We start from the raw sequence: 13379 nt of genomic DNA on the forward strand, positions 1-13379 counted from the left end.
CCCCACCCTCCGCCGGCCGGGCCGAGGGGTTCAGCGGGCCAGCCAGGCCGTCGTGTCCGGCGGGAGCAGGCCGTCGACGAGGGGTTGGCTGGTCATCAGGATGCCGCGGTGCGGGGGCAGCGGGTAGGGCTCGGCGGATAGGTTCACCACGCAGGTGAAGCCGGGGTCGCGGTCGAAGGCGAGGACGTTCTCCGGGGTGGGGAGCCACGCCAGGTCGCCGTCGCCCAGCGCCGGGTGGTCGTGGCGCAGCCGCAGCGCCCGGCGGTAGAGCTCCAGCATCCCGTTCTCGTCGCCGGTCTGCGCCGCGGCCGTGCGGTCCGCCCAGCGGGTGGGCTGGGGCAGCCACGGATCGCCGGAGCGTCCCGCCGGGCTGAAGCCGAACGGCGGGGCCTGTCCGGACCACGGGAGCGGGACGCGGCAGCCGTCGCGGCCGCGCTTGGTGTGGTCGGACCGCTCCCAGATCGGGTCCTGCAGCGCCTCCTCCGGCAGGTCCTCGACCTCCTCCAGGCCCAGCTCCTCGCCCTGGTAGACGTAGCAGCCGCCGGGCAGCGACAGCATCAGCAGCGCCGCGGCCCTGGCCCGCCGGGTGCCGAGGGCCAGGTCGAGGGGCTCGTCCCGCGGGAAGTCGTGCCGGCCGCGCCAGGCCGACATGGCGCGGCCGAAGCGGGTGACGTGCCGAACCACGTCGTGGTTGGACAGCACCCAGGTGACCGGCGCGCCCACCGCGCGCATGGTGCCCGTCGTGGTGTCGATGACGGAGCGCAGCCGCTTCGCCTCCCAGCTGGAGATCAAGAAGTCGAAGTTGAACGCGGTGTGCAGGCCGTCGGGCCGCACGTAGGCGGCGAGCCGCTCGGGGCTGCCGGCGGACGCCTCGGCGACGAACATCCGGTCGCCGGGGAACTCGTCGGCGACCCGGCGCCAGCCGCGGTAGATCTCGTGCACCTCGTCCCGGTCCCAGTGCGGGTGGCCGAGGAAGGCGGACGCGTAGGGCGCGCCCGGCGATTCGGGGGCCAGGTCCGGCAGCTCCGGATCCTTCATCAGGCCGTGCGCCACGTCGATGCGGAAGCCGTCGATGCCGCGCGCGAACCAGTAGCGCAGGATCGACTCGAACTCCTCGCGCACCTCGGCGTCGTGCCAGTTCAGGTCGGGCTGCGCGGAGTCGAAGAGGTGCAGGTACCACTCGCCGGGGCTGCCGTCGGGTTCCGTGATCCGGGTCCAGGCCGGGCCGCCGAACACCGACTGCCAGTTGTTCGGCGGCGCGGCGCCGTCCGGACCCGCACCGGGACGGAAGTGGTAGCGGGCCCGCTCGGGGCTGCCGGGGCCCGCGGCCACGGCCGCGCGGAACCACCGGTGCTGGTCGGAGGTGTGGTTCGGCACGATGTCGGGGATGACGCGCAGCCCGTGCTGGTGCGCCTCCTCGATCAGCGCCTCCGCCTCGGCGAGGGTGCCGAACAGCGGCTCGATGTCGCGGTAGTCGGCGACGTCGTAGCCGTGGTCGGCCATGGGCGACGGATACCAGGGGGTGATCCAGAGCGCGTCGACGCCCAGGTCCCGCAGGTAGGGCAGCCGGGCCCGGATGCCGGCTATGTCGCCGACGCCGTCGCCGTTGCCGTCGGCGAAGCTGCGGATGTAGATCTGGTAGATGACGGCGCTGCGCCACCAGGGTGCGGTCCGGGACATGGGTGGCAGGACTCCTCGCTGGACGTGCGGGTGGTACGGGTCGTGGGGACGAGGGACAGGGGCGGGGACGGGGGTCACTTGCTCGAGCCGGCCGTCAACCCGGCGACGATGCGGCGTTGGAAGACCAGCACCAGGATCACCAGCGGGATGGTGACCAGGACGCCGGCGGCCATCTGGCTGCCGAACGGGGTCTCGAACTCGACCGCGCCGGTGAACTTCGAGATGGCCACGGGTGCCGTCTCGACGTCCGGGTCGTTGGCCATCGACACCGCGATGAGGAACTCGTTCCACGCGCAGATGAAGACGAGGATGGCGGTGGTGAAGATGCCGGGCGCGGCGAGCGGGATGATGACCTTGCGGAACGCCTGGCCGCGGGTGCAGCCGTCGACCATGGCGGCGTGCTCCAGCTCCGCCGGCATCTGCCGGAAGAACGCGGTCAGCAGCCAGACGGCCAGCGGCAGCGCGAACGACATGCTCGGCGCGATCATCGCCTGGTAGGTGTTGATCCAGCCGATGTCCGTGAACACCTGGAGCAGCGGCACCACGATCGCCACCACGGGGAACATCGTCGAGGCGACGATCAGGGTGAGGATGAGGCGTTTGAAGCGGAACTCCAGGCGGGCCAGGGCGTACGCGGTGAAGGTCGCGAAGAGCAGCGACAGCACCGTGGTGGTGCCGGCCACGATGGTGCTGTTGAGCAGCGCCTGGTCGAAGTTCTGGTTGCCGCGGAAGACGGCGCGGTAGTTCTCCAGGGACAGCGGCGAGGGCCACAGCGACATGTCGAAGATGTCGGAGGTGCGGCGCAGGCTGGAGACCGCCATCCAGTAGAACGGCGCCAGGCAGAACAGCACGATGGCGGCGAGGCCCACGTAGCGCAGCACGGTGAGCACCGGGCGCGAGCCGCCGGACGGCGCGGGGGCGGGTGTGGGGGTGGGTGCGGGTGCGGTGGGCGGGCTGAGGGGGGGTGGGCTGAGGGTGCTCATGTCGTCGTCGCCTCCCGGTCGGCCGCGCCGCGTCCCGTGCCGCCCGCCCCGCCGCCGGCCTTGCCGGCGGAGCGGAGGCGCCTGGCCGCGCCGCGGACACCGCCGTCGCCGAGCAGGTCGGCGCCGAGCAGCCGGACGAAGGCCAGCGCGACGAGGAACACGTACAGGAAGAGGATCACCGCGTACGCCGCGCCGGGTCCGAAGCGGATGTTGGACGCCTCGTCCTGGGCGAGCATCGAGAGCGTCTCGACCGAGTCCTTCTGCGCGCCGACGAGGATGAACGGCAGGTCGAACATGCGCAGCGCGTCCATGGTCCGGAACAGCACGGCCACCAGCAGCGCGGGGCGCACCAGCGGCAGGGTGATCAGCCAGAACTGCCGGGCCGGACTGGCGCCGTCGATGCGGGCCGCCTCGTAGATCTCCCGGTCGATGAGCTGGAGCCCGGCGAGCACCAGCAGCCCGATGAACGGGGAGGTCTTCCACACCTCGGCGACGATCACCGCGATCCGGGACTCGACGCCGTCGGCCGTCCACAGGATGTCGGTGCCGAGGAGCGCGTTGGCGGCGCCGTCGCTCTGGAAGATCCACCGCCACAGCAGCGCGGACATCGCGGTGGGCACCGCCCAGGGGATCAGGATGCTGGCCCGGATCAGGCCGCGGGCCTTCAGCTGCTGGTGCATGATCAGCGCCATGCAGACGCCGATCACGGTCTCCAGCACGACCGTGGTCAGGGTGAAGAACGAGGTGTTCCAGAAGGCGTTCCAGAACCGCTCGCCGCCGGCGCCGAAGATGTCCGAGTAGTTCTGGGCACCGACGAACGGTTCGGACTCGTTGAAGAAGCCGGTCTCCTTGTCGAGTCCCGGTACGCCGTAGAGCGACTGCTGGAAGGCCCTGATCGTCGGGTAGAGGATGACGACGACCAGCACCAGCAGCGTCGGGGAGACCAGCAGGGCGCCCATCCGGGCCTCCCTGCGGGCCGGTCCGGTCTCGGGTCCGCGCGATCGCCGGCCGCGCCGGCCCGCCCCTCCGGATTCGGGGGCGGGTCGGCGCGGCGCCGGCGCGGCGGGCGCGGGAGTGCGTGTCTGCGCCACGTCGACTCCTAGGCCCCGGAGAGTTCCTGGAGCGCGCTCTGGAGGTCCGCGAGCGCGTCCTCGCTACTCTTCTCGCCGCTCAACGCCGCGTAGATCTCGTCCTGGATGGCGGCGGTGGTGCGGCCGTACTCCACCACCCGGGGGCGCGGCACGGCGCTGCTGATGGAGTCCTTCAGCACCGGCAGGTAGGGGAACTCGTCGACCAGTTCGGGGTCGTCGTAGAGCGAGGCGTAGGCCGGCGCCTGGGAGTTGATGTCCAGGTTGAGGCGGGCGTTGTCCTCGTTGGCGAAGAACCGCATGAAGTCGATGGCGGTGGCCTTGTTCTCGGCGAACGAGGACAGCGCCAGGTTGTGGCCGCCCAGGCTGGAGGTGCCGGGTCCGTCGAGTCCCGGCAGCGGCGCCACGTCGAAGTCGCCGGCCACGTCGCTGGAGCCGTCGTCCGCGGAGAGCAGGGCGTGGATGTAGGGCCAGTTGCGGGAGAAGACCAGGTCGCCGCCCTGGAAGGCGCGGCGGTTCTCCTCCTCCTTGTAGGTGATGCCGTCCTGGGGGACGGTGCCGTCCTCGAACGAGTCCACCAGGAAGTCCAGGCCCTCGCGCGCCTCGGGGGTGTCCACGGTGGGCTCGCCGGCCTCGTCGGTGATCTGGCCGCCGGCGGACTGCACCGCCTCGGCGAAGTTGACGGTCAGGCCCTCGTACTTCTCGAACTGGCCGGCGTAGCAGGACATGCCCTGCGCCTCGGGGAGCTGGAGCACCTCGTCGCACATCTGCCGCATCTCGTCCCAGGTGGTGGGCGGCTCCTCGAAGCCGGCGGCCTCCAGCAGGTCGGTGCGGTAGTACAGCAGGCTGCCGTCGGAGGTCTTCGGGACCGAGTACAGCTGGTCCTGGTACATGCCGGTCTCGACGACCGGTTCGAGCATCCGGTCCAGCTGGAACTCCTCGGCCGGCAGCGGATCTATCCACTGGTGGGCGGCGAACTCCGACGTCCACACGACATCCACCGAGATGACCGTGTAGGCATCGGACTGCGTCTCCGCGTTCTGGATCATCTGCTGCCGCTGGGAGTCGGCGTCCTCCGGCAGTTCGACGAGGGTGACCTTCTCGTCGGGATGGTCGGCGTTCCAGCGGTCGATCTGCTCCTGGACGCTGCCGGAGGTGTCCTTGCCCTGCACGTAGGTGATCGGGCCGCGGCCCTCGAACTCGCCGCTCGCGCCGCCGGACGACCCGGAGTCGTCGTCCGAACCACAGGCGGCCAGGGTGGCCAGCGCGGCCAGTGCGGCGACCGGGAGCGCCGCTCTCCTCTGCCAGGCGTTCATAAGTCCCTCCTGTGACATCGTTATCACGAGTCAGAAGCGGGCCTATGTGCGGGTAAATACGGGCAAAAAGCCATAGCTGACCCGCACCGTGCACCAGCACACGGCCGTCTGATGACAGCGCTCGCACCGTAGGAAGGCCGAGCGGCCGAAGTCAATGTGTTACTGAGCGGTAATTTACCGCCGAGGAGCAGCGGCGAAACCGGAACAGCGGACCAATCGCCGCCCTGGGCACATCTGTCAGCGTCTGACAGCGCTTTCTCACGGGCCTCTTCGGCCACGCTTCGCTGTGCTACTTTCCCGCCATGTCGGAAGCACAGCGTCACCCCACGATGGCCGACGTGGCGCAGCGGGCGGGGGTGTCCGTCTCCACGGTCTCGCGCACCCTGCGCGGCCTCGCGACCGTCTCCCCGGAGACCAGGGCCCGGGTGGAGGAGGCGGTCCGCGCCCTGTCGTTCGTCGTCTCCCGACAGGCGTCGAGCCTGGTCACCGGCAAGACCGGCACGGTCGCCACGCTCACCCAGTCGGTCAACTCCTGGTTCATGGGCGCGGCGTTCACCGGACTGGCGGCGACGCTCCGGCAGGCCGGCCGCGACCTGCTGCTCTACAACGTCGCCGACCTGGCGGAGCGGGCCGCGTTCTTCGACCGGCTGCCGGCCCGGCGCAACGCGGACGCGCTGCTGGTGATGTCCTTCGCGCTGAGCGAGGCCGAGAGCGCCCGGCTGGACAGCCTCGGCGTGCCGGTGATCTACGTCAGCCAGCACGCGCCCGACCGGGCCAGCGTCTACGTCGACGACGCGCAGGGCGCCCGCCGGGGCACCCGGCACCTGCTGAACCTCGGCCACCGGCGGATCGCGTACGTGCACTCGCTCAGCGAGGGCTTCGACTTCTGCTCGCACGAGCGGCGCATCGGCTACCAGCAGGCGCTGGACGCGGCCGGCATCCCGCTGGACGAGTCGCTGGTGGTGGCCACCGCCCGGGGCCGCAGGGCGATCACCGAGGCCGTCGGCCGGCTGCTCGCCCTCGCCGACCCGCCGACCGCCATCTTCGCCGAGTTCGACCAGCTGGCGATGGAGGTGATGTGGACGCTGCGCGCCGCCCGCGTCGACGTGCCGGGGCGGATCTCGGTGCTCGGCTTCGACGACCACGAGATGGCCGAGTGGATGGACCTGAGCACCATCGCCCAGGCCCCCGAGGACATCGGCCGGGTGGCGGGCGAGCTGGCCTGCCTGCTCATCGACGGGGCGGAGCCGGAGCTCGACCGGCACATCGTGCTGCCCAACCAGCTGATCCCGCGGGGCAGCACGGCGCCCCCGCCGACCCGGCTGCCCGCCGGCCCGCACCAGGCACCCGGACCGCCCCGCACGGAGGACCCGGGCCGAGGGCCCTTCCCCCGGTCCGGCGGCTGGGAGGTGCCCCCGACCCCCGGCGCGGGCGGCTGGGGGCACGTGCCCGGACCCCGCGGCCCGGGCCGGGCCGGCGGCTGAGCCGGCGCGCGGACCCGGGCCCGCGCGACCCGCTCAGCCCTTGACCGCGCCCTGCATGATGCCGCCGACGATCTGCCGACCGAAGACGACGAACATGACGAGCAGCGGCAGGGTGCCCAGCAGCGCGCCCGCCATGATGAGGGACTGGTCGCGCACGTAGCCAGCGCTGAGCTGGGTCAACGCGACCGGCACCGTCGGGTTGGACATGTCGAGCGCGATGAACGGCCAGAAGAAGTCGTTCCAGGCGTGCACGAAGGTGATCATGAACAGCACCGCCATGGGCGGGCGGGCGATCGGCAGCACGATGGACCAGAAGATCCGCAGCGAGTGCGCCCCGTCCACCCGCCCCGACTCCACCAGCTCGTCCGGCAGCGCCTCCGTCAGGTACTGCCGCATGAAGAACACGCCGACCGCGCTCACCAGCGTCGGGAAGATCACCGACGGCAGCTTCTGACCCCAGCCCAGCTCGGTCATCATCATGAACAGCGGGACCACGCCCAGCTGCGGCGGCACCAGCATGGTGCCGATGACCAGCATCAGCAGGATGTTCCTGCCGCGGAAGCGCAGCTTGGCGAACGCGAAGCCGGCCAGCGTGGCGAACAGCACCGTGGACAGCGCGATGAAGCCGGCCACGATCAGGCTGTTGACCATGGCCTGGCCCATCGCGGCGTCGTTCCACGCGGCGGCGAGGTTGTCGAAGAGGTTCGGACCCGGCAGGAACGGCGGCGGCGTCTGGGTGACCCGGGTGTTGTCGGTCGAGGCCGCCACCATCGTCCAGTACAGCGGGAAGAGCGAGAACAGCGCGGCGATGACGAGCAGCGTGTAGGCCAGCGGTCCGGCGTGGTGCTGGCGTCCGGCGCCCATCCGGAAGCCGGGACGGCGCTGGCGGTCCGCGCCCCCCGCCTCCCGGGCCGGGCTGGTGGGGGACGTCCCGGTTGTGGTGGCGGTCGTCGGTTTCGCCGCACCCGCCGCACTGGCGGTCTCGGGTGTCTCCAGGGTCATCGGGCTCAGCGCTCCCTTCCGGTCCGGGCGACGCCGGTCCTGGCGCGGACACGGGCGCGCCGCGCGGCCGTCGCCCGTCCGCGCGTGGTGAGCCGGGACAGCGCCCGCTGCGCGACGAAGACGAGGACCAGCAGCAGGAACATCGCCCAGGCGACCGTCGCCGCCCGCCCCATCTGGTAGTTCTTCCAGCCCTCCTCGTAGAGCAGCAGCCCGAGGGTCTGGTACTGGTTGTCCGCGCCGCCGGTGATGCCGTTCGCGCCCTGGCCGAAGATCAGCGGCTCGCCGAAGAGCTGGGTGGCGCCGATGGTGGACAGCACGATGGTGAAGACGATGGTGGCCCGGATACCGGGGACCGTCACCCGGGTGAACTGCTGCCAGCGCGAGGCGCCGTCGATCGCCGCCGCCTCGTACCGCTCGCGCGGGATCGCCTGCATCGCGGCCAGGTACAGCAGGGCGTTGTAGCCGGTCCACCGCCAGATGACGATGCAGGAGATGGCCACCTGCGCCGGCCACTTGTCGTTCTCCCAGTCCACGGCGTCGAAGCCGACCAGCCCGAGGCCCCAGTTGATCATGCCGAAGTCGCGCTCGAAGAGCATCGTGAACACCAGGGCGGCGGCGCCGATCGACGTCGCGTACGGGGTCAGCGCGGCGACCCGGAAGAACACCGCGCCGCGCATCCGGTAGTTGAGCAGGTGCGCCAGGCCCAGCGCCATCAGCAGCTGCGGCACCGTCGAGATGACGCCGATGGTGAACGTGTTGAACAGCGCGTTCCAGAACCGGTCGTCCTGCCACAGCCGGGTGTAGTTCTCCAGGCCCAGCCACTCCCGGGAGTTCAGGGTGGCGAGCTCCACGCGGTGCAGGGAGAGCCAGCAGGTGTAGATCAGCGGGTAGAGGCTGAAGGCGCCGAAGATGATGAAGAACGGCGCGATGAACCCGTAGGGCGCGCCCTTGACGTCGATCCGGTGGAGCAGGCTGCGGCGCCGTTGGTGGGGCGGTTCGGCGGTGGGGGCGGTGGGGGGCGAGGTGGAGGTGGCCACGGACGGCTTCCTTCCTGAGACGGTCGGGCCCGACGGGCCACGAGGGCGGCCCCCGGCCGTGCGGCCGGGGGCCGGCCCCCGGCCGGGCCCGTCGTCACGGCCGGGGCCCGGCGGGGGAGATCAACCGACCGCGCGCTCGATGTCCTCCTGGGTGTCCTGCCAGGCGTCGTCGGGACTGGTGCCCTGCGACTCGATCTGCTGGAGTCCCTGGACGAACAGGTCCTTGATCGTGCCGTCCTTCGGCCCGAGCACCTGCTCGTCCGGAATCTCCAGGGCCGCGTCGCCGAAGATCTGGCCGATCGGCGCGCCGCTGAAGTACTCGGAGGTCGCGCCGGTCACCTCCTCGGACTCCAACGCCTCCTGCGAGGACGGGAAGTTGCCCAACTCCTGGAACAGGTACGCCTGCTGCTCCGGCGCGGTGAGCCAGGCGACCAGCTCCATCGCCTCGTCCCGCACCGGGCTCTCCTCCACCACGCCGAGGAACGAGCCGCCCCAGTTCGCGCCCTGCGGTGCCCGGGCGACGTCCCAGTTGCCGGCGTTCTCCTCGCCCGCCTTCTCGCTGATGTGCGCCAACATCCAGGCCGGGCAGACGGTGGTGGCGAACGTGCTGTTGGCCAGGCCGGGGTCCCAGCCGGGCTGGAACTGCTGCAGCTCGGCGGTCATCCCGCCGGTGGCCGCGCGGGCGGACAGGTCCCAGGCGTCGCTGACCACCGGGTTGTCGGCATAGATCAGCTCGCCGTCGGCGTCGTAGAACTGCTCCGAGTCGCCGTAGATCATGCCGTTGAACAGGCCGGTCGAGCTGTCCATGAACGCGAGGTCGCCGTCCTCGGAGTTGGCCATGAACTCCTCGCCCACGTCCACGTACTCCGACCAGCCGTTCTCCCAGAGCGCGGCCACCTCCTCGCGGTCCGTGGGCAGCCCGGCCTGCTCGAACATGTCCTTGCGGTAGCAGACCGCCATCGGGCCGATGTCGGTGCCGAGGCCGAGCACCCGGCCGTCGTCCGTGGTCACCTGGCTGAGCTTCCAGGGCAGGAAGTGGTCGGTGCCCGGCATGCCCGAGAAGTCGGCGAACGTGTTCGCCTGGGTGTCCACGATCTCCTTGGCCCGGCCGATCTCGATGCCCTGGATGTCCTTCAGCCCGCTGCCGGCGGCCAGATGGGTCTGCAGCGCGGTGTAGTAGGCCTGCTCGTCGCCGGACACCTCGGCCTCGATGACGACGTTCGGATGCTCGTCCATGTACCGCTCGAGCAGGTCCGTCTCCTTGAACCCCATGACGCCGAAGAGGCCCATGGTGATCGTCACGGTCCCGTCGTCGGCTATCCCGCCGCCGGTCGGCGAGTCGCTGCCGCCCCCGCAGCCGGCGAGCAGGGCGACGGAGGCGAGGGCCGCGGCGGTGGCGGTGACCCTGATGGGGACCTTGGCGGGGAACAACGTGCGCGCTCTCTTCCGCGCGCTGTGCAACGTACGGGTGGTGTCCATGACGTCCTCCTGGCGGCGGCGGTGGCGCGGGCAGAGCGCGGGTCGCGTTGCCCAAGTCGCGGACGACGTCTCCCGGTTCACCCTCGGTGGAATCGATCCCATGCAGCTGTGGAAGACTCTCCGTTGGCGGTCGGCGGTGTCAAGGACCGAGCGGGCAGAGAATTCGGCTGAGAATTCAGGGGAGGCCATGGGCGCCAGTCGGCGACCGACGATCAAGACGGTGGCCGCCCGGGCCGGGGTGGGACGCGCCACCGTCTCCCGGGTGTTGAACGGCTCGTCCCGGGTGAGCCCGTCGACGCGGGCGGCGGTGCTCGACGCCATCGCCGAACTCGACTACGTGCCCAGTTCCGTGGCGCGCTCGCTGGTCACCAGCCGGACCAACTCGGTAGCCCTGGTGATCCCGGAGTCGGAGCGCCGGCTCGGCGCCGAACCGTACTTCTCCGACGTCATCCGCGGCGTCAGCTCCGGCCTCGCCGACACGGCGATGCAGCTGCTGCTGATCCTGGTGCGCAACGAGCAGGAGCTGGCCCGGCTCAACGAGTTCCTGACGGCCCGGCGGGTGGACGGGGTGCTGCTGGTCTCGGTGCACCAGGACGACCCGCTGCCCGGGCTGCTGGAGGGACTCGGCCTGCCCACGGTGCTGGCCGGACGCCGCTCCACCCGCGAATCGCTCAGCCACGCGCACTCCGACAACGTGGGCGGCGCGGCCGAGGCGGTCCGGCATCTGCTGGACGGCGGCCGGGCCACCGTGGCGACGATCGCCGGACCGCGCGACATGGACGTCGGGCGCAGCCGGCTGGCCGGCTGGCGCGCGGGCCTGCGCCGCCGGGAGCTGCCGGTGGACCAGGACCTGGTGGCGTTCGCCGACTTCACCCACGAGGGCGGCCGGCGGGCCATGCGCGAGCTGCTCGGCCGGCGTCCCGGCCTGGACGCGGTGTTCGCCGCCTCGGACGTGATGGCGGCCGGCGCGCTGGCCGAACTGCGCCGGCAGGGCCGGCGGGTGCCCGACGACGTGGCGGTGGTCGGCTACGACGACTCGTTCGTCGCCCAGCACACCGACCCGCCGCTGACCAGCGTGCGGCAGCCGGTCGAGGAGATCGGCCGCACCATCACGGAGCTGCTGCTCGCCCAGATCTCGGAGCCCGCCGGCGTCCGGCGTCAGGTGGTGCTGCCGACCTCCCTGGTGATCCGCGAGTCCGCCTGACCCACGCCGTGCGCGGCGCCGCCCAGCCGCTCCCGCCAGGCGTCGAGCAGCCGGGCCGCCGAGCCGCCCACCGGGCCCACGGCGTCCTCCAGCGTCGCCCGGTCCGGCAGCCGCGCGCCGGCCACCGCCGCGACGGCCTCGGCCGGATCTCCCCCAGCCTGGCGGCTGGGAGGTACCCCCAGGGTGGACGAGCAGACGGCCAGCAGGTAGTCGGGGACGCTCAGCTCCGGGTCGGTGCAGCCGACGACCGGCGTGCCCACGGCGGTGACCAGCGGGAACACGGTGCCCAGGCCCTCAGCCTGGGGGTAGGGGCAGCAGGGGCCTGGCCGGTCCGCGCCCGCGCGAGAGCGGCGGGCCGTGGGGCGCTGGCGGATCGGCGACGTGGCGTCGGACGCCGCCTCGGCCCGGGCCGAGGCTATGGGCATCCCGCAACGGCTCAGTCCGCCGATCCTGGCTCGACGACCCACCGCACCGGCTGGCCGGTGACCGTGGCGATCGTGTCGAAGTCGGCGTCGTAGTGCAGCACCGAGACGCCATGGCGCTCGGCCGTGGCGGCAATGAGCAGGTCGGGGATGGAGGCCGCTCGGTGCTGCCCCTTCGCGGCGAGCAGCGACTGGACCTCCAGGGCGCGGCTCCCGACCTCGTCGGTGAGCGGCAGCCACTCGAATCCGGCGCGGGCCGCCCGGCCTCGGGCGTAGTCGTCCGCGCCGCGCGCGCTGAAGAGCACCTCAAGGTCGACCACCGCGCATGTGGCCAGCAGGCCCCGTTCCAGCAGCGGCAGGAGAGCCGCGCGCACGACCGGCTGCCGGGCGCGGGACCACGCGCTCTTGTCGACCAGGTACCTCGCTAGCGCCATGCGCGGGCCATGACGTCCGCGTCGGCCAGGTCGTCGAAGACCCCATCGTCGAGCAGGTCCAGGAAGCGGCGTCGCCTGGCCGCCGCGACGAACTCCTCCAGCGCTCCGTTCACCGTGGCCCGCTTCGTCGTGGTGCCCAGTATGGCGGCGGCCTCCTCGATCAAGGCATCGTCCAGATCGATCACGGTGCGGGACATGGGCTGCCTCCATGCATAGCTTTCTGGCGAAATTCGATATCAGGATACCCGAATTTCAGGCATCGACCTCCCGGGGCGGCGGGTGTCGGCCGCCAGCGGCCGGCGGGTGTGGTGTTGCGACGCGCGGGCCGTGCGGGGTTGGATGGGTGAACCGCGCGATCCCCGTCCCCGACCGCCTCGGACAGGTTCATGACCCACTCCTCGCATGTCGACACGACCAAGCCGCACTCCGCCCGGGTCTACGACTACTGGCTGGGCGGCAAGAACAACTACGAGGTGGACGAGGCGGCGGCCGAGCAGGTCCAGAAGGTGTGGCCGAGCGTGCGCCGGGGGGCCCAGCACAACCGGGCCTTCATGCACCGCGCCGTCCACTACCTCGCCTCCGAGGCCGGGGTCCGGCAGTTCCTCGACATCGGCACCGGCATACCGACCCAGCCCAACCTGCACCAGATCGCCCAGGGCGTGGACCCGACCGCCCGCGTGGTCTACGTGGACAACGACCCGATCGTCCTGGTCTACGCCTCGGCGCTGCTGCGCAGCGCGCCCGGCGGCCGGCTGGCGTACCTGCACGCCGACGCGACCGACGCCCGGTCCATCATCAACGCGCCCGAGTTCACCGACACCATCGACCTCGACGAGCCGGTGGCGCTGTCGTTGGTCGCCCTGCTGCACCTGATCTCCGACGAGCGCGGGGCGCACGAGCTGGTGGAGGGGCTGATGGACGTGCTGCCGTCCGGCAGCTACCTGATGCTCGCGCACGCCACCGCCGACCTGAACCCGGAGCAGATGGCGGCGGTGGCGGAGATGTACGGGAAGACCACCACGACGGGCGGCCAACTCCGCACGCACGCCGAGGTGATGACGTTCTTCGACGGCATGGACCTGGTCGATCCCGGCCTGGTGCCCACCCACCGCTGGCGCCCGCGGCCCGACCAGGACCTGCCCGAGATCGCCGACGCCGAGATCTGCGCCTACGCGGCCATCGCCCGCAAGCGCTGACGGGTCGCCGCCCGGGGACCGAACGATCCGCGGCCCTCGCCGTGCACCTCGGGC

13 protein-coding genes are annotated in these 13379 nt (G+C 71.7%); 3 read left to right on the plus strand and 10 right to left on the minus strand.

Features of this window, described 5'->3' with window-relative positions:
- Positions 1-30: 30 nt before the first annotated feature.
- The 4 genes from ABGB06_RS01655 to ABGB06_RS01670 form a co-directional block, all read right to left on the minus strand.
- Complete coding sequence (locus tag ABGB06_RS01655) at positions 31-1680, minus strand: alpha-amylase family glycosyl hydrolase (protein ID WP_347584771.1); 1650 nt, start codon at positions 1678-1680, stop codon at positions 31-33.
- 74 nt (positions 1681-1754) lie between these two features.
- Entirely contained in the window at positions 1755-2663 is a 909-nt protein-coding gene (locus tag ABGB06_RS01660; protein WP_347584772.1) for a carbohydrate ABC transporter permease, read from the minus strand.
- Positions 2660-3622, minus strand: a complete 963-nt coding sequence (locus ABGB06_RS01665) for a sugar ABC transporter permease (protein ID WP_347584773.1) — start codon at positions 3620-3622, stop codon at positions 2660-2662. Before ABGB06_RS01665 ends, ABGB06_RS01660 begins: the two co-directional genes overlap by 4 nt.
- A 140-nt stretch (positions 3623-3762) precedes the next feature.
- Positions 3763-5067, minus strand: coding sequence for an ABC transporter substrate-binding protein (locus tag ABGB06_RS01670; protein ID WP_347584775.1), 1305 nt, complete (start codon positions 5065-5067; stop codon positions 3763-3765).
- Between the two features lie 302 nt (positions 5068-5369).
- Between ABGB06_RS01670 and ABGB06_RS01675 the strand changes: the two genes are divergently transcribed.
- A complete protein-coding gene (locus tag ABGB06_RS01675; protein WP_347584776.1) occupies positions 5370-6551 on the plus strand; it encodes a substrate-binding domain-containing protein in 1182 nt (393 codons plus the stop codon).
- Positions 6552-6584: 33 nt separating this feature from the next.
- Here the strand turns inward: ABGB06_RS01675 and ABGB06_RS01680 are convergent, their stop codons facing one another.
- From ABGB06_RS01680 to ABGB06_RS01690, 3 genes are all read right to left on the minus strand, one after another.
- Entirely contained in the window at positions 6585-7553 is a 969-nt protein-coding gene (locus ABGB06_RS01680; RefSeq protein WP_347584777.1) for a carbohydrate ABC transporter permease, read from the minus strand.
- A 5-nt stretch (positions 7554-7558) separates the two neighbouring features.
- Complete coding sequence (locus tag ABGB06_RS01685) at positions 7559-8590, minus strand: sugar ABC transporter permease (RefSeq protein ID WP_347584778.1); 1032 nt, start codon at positions 8588-8590, stop codon at positions 7559-7561.
- Positions 8591-8710: 120 nt separating this feature from the next.
- Complete coding sequence (locus ABGB06_RS01690) at positions 8711-10069, minus strand: extracellular solute-binding protein (protein ID WP_347584779.1); 1359 nt, start codon at positions 10067-10069, stop codon at positions 8711-8713.
- A gap of 187 nt (positions 10070-10256) precedes the next feature.
- Here ABGB06_RS01690 and ABGB06_RS01695 point away from each other — a divergent pair, with 187 nt between their 5' ends.
- On the plus strand, positions 10257-11273 hold the full coding sequence (locus tag ABGB06_RS01695; RefSeq protein ID WP_347584780.1) for a LacI family DNA-binding transcriptional regulator: 1017 nt from the start codon (positions 10257-10259) through the stop codon (positions 11271-11273).
- On the opposite strand, the gene ABGB06_RS01700 is transcribed toward ABGB06_RS01695, so the two are convergent.
- Genes ABGB06_RS01700 through ABGB06_RS01710 form a run of 3 tightly spaced genes read right to left on the minus strand, consistent with a single transcriptional unit; the run spans position 11228 to position 12326 of the window.
- Positions 11228-11698, minus strand: coding sequence for a hypothetical protein (locus ABGB06_RS01700; RefSeq protein ID WP_347584782.1), 471 nt, complete (start codon positions 11696-11698; stop codon positions 11228-11230). The genes ABGB06_RS01695 and ABGB06_RS01700 overlap by 46 nt on opposite strands.
- Positions 11699-11709: 11 nt before the next feature.
- Positions 11710-12129 carry a PIN domain nuclease gene (locus ABGB06_RS01705; RefSeq protein ID WP_347584783.1) on the minus strand — a complete coding sequence of 140 codons (420 nt, stop codon included), beginning with the start codon at positions 12127-12129 and terminating at the stop codon, positions 11710-11712.
- Positions 12120-12326, minus strand: coding sequence for a type II toxin-antitoxin system VapB family antitoxin (locus ABGB06_RS01710; RefSeq protein ID WP_347584784.1), 207 nt, complete (start codon positions 12324-12326; stop codon positions 12120-12122). Before ABGB06_RS01710 ends, ABGB06_RS01705 begins: the two co-directional genes overlap by 10 nt.
- Before the next feature lie 189 nt (positions 12327-12515).
- Here ABGB06_RS01710 and ABGB06_RS01715 point away from each other — a divergent pair, with 189 nt between their 5' ends.
- The gene (locus ABGB06_RS01715; RefSeq protein WP_347584785.1) at positions 12516-13325 is read left to right on the plus strand and encodes an SAM-dependent methyltransferase; all 810 of its coding nucleotides are present in this window, start codon (positions 12516-12518) and stop codon (positions 13323-13325) included.
- Positions 13326-13379: the final 54 nt, after the last annotated feature.

Source organism: Streptomyces sp. B6B3, assembly GCF_039871525.1.
Taxonomy (GTDB): domain Bacteria; phylum Actinomycetota; class Actinomycetes; order Streptomycetales; family Streptomycetaceae; genus Streptomyces.